The organism is Roseivivax sp. CAU 1761 (genome assembly GCF_054482755.1).
Genome location: NZ_JBTLRM010000077.1, coordinates 1 through 1009, shown reverse-complemented (window position 1 = coordinate 1009; position 1009 = coordinate 1). Strand labels below are relative to the sequence as shown.

2 tRNA genes and 1 rRNA gene are annotated in these 1009 nt (G+C 58.5%); all 3 read right to left on the bottom strand.

Annotated elements, in window-relative coordinates:
- Window positions 1-223: 223 nt before the first annotated feature.
- Window positions 224-299 (bottom strand) — tRNA-Ala (locus tag ACXYMW_RS19755).
- A 5-nt stretch (window positions 300-304) separates the two neighbouring features.
- Window positions 305-381: transfer RNA gene (locus ACXYMW_RS19750), tRNA-Ile, on the bottom strand.
- A gap of 231 nt (window positions 382-612) precedes the next feature.
- Window positions 613-1009, bottom strand: a 16S ribosomal RNA gene (locus ACXYMW_RS19745); the annotation flags it as partial.

Here is a 1009-nt window from a genome sequence, read left to right as displayed (position 1 = left end):
GAACCGGCCGAGAGGAGCCGCGCACTTGCGGTCCTCGGGCAATGTTGATTGTTTCTCTCTTCACGATGTCAAAACGCGTCCGATTGGACGGGCAAACGCTGATCCCAGCGCTTGCCGATGCAATCGGCGTCGTCAGGTAAAGGGTGGAGCCACTGCCAATCGGCTCGGCGATTGGCGCGCTTCAATCCGAGGCTCCGCAAAATCCAGAGCGAAGCGAAGGATTTGGTGGAGCCTAGGAGGATCGAACTCCTGACCTCCTGAATGCAAATCAGGCGCTCTCCCAGCTGAGCTAAGGCCCCGGGAATGGTGGGTCGAGGAGGACTTGAACCTCCGACCTCACGCTTATCAGGCGTGCGCTCTAACCACCTGAGCTACCGACCCTGATGCCGGCCATGCCGCGAGATGGGCCAGCGTTCGGACGCGAGCGCAGCCCGGATCGGGGCCGCAGGCGGTTACCCCCGCATCCTGCTCTTTTACCTTGGTCTGAAGAGATATGGGGACGGTCCGGTGATTTGCTGCTTGATGTGCTGCCGCCTTTCGGCGACGCGAGCACTGCAGCTGCTAAGTGATCCACGAGATTTGGCGAACCAAATCTTCCAGGATCATCCTTAGAAAGGAGGTGATCCAGCCGCAGGTTCCCCTACGGCTACCTTGTTACGACTTCACCCCAGTCGCTGATCTTACCGTGGCCGGCTGCCTCCCGAAGGTTAGCGCACCGTCGTCAGGTAAAACCAACTCCCATGGTGTGACGGGCGGTGTGTACAAGGCCCGGGAACGTATTCACCGCGTCATGCTGTTACGCGATTACTAGCGATTCCGACTTCATGCCCTCGAGTTGCAGAGGACAATCCGAACTGAGATGGCTTTTGGGGATTAACCCATTGTTACCACCATTGTAGCACGTGTGTAGCCCAACCCGTAAGGGCCATGAGGACTTGACGTCATCCACACCTTCCTCCCGCTTATCACGGGCAGTTTCCATAGAGTGCCCAGCCGAACTGCTGGCAAC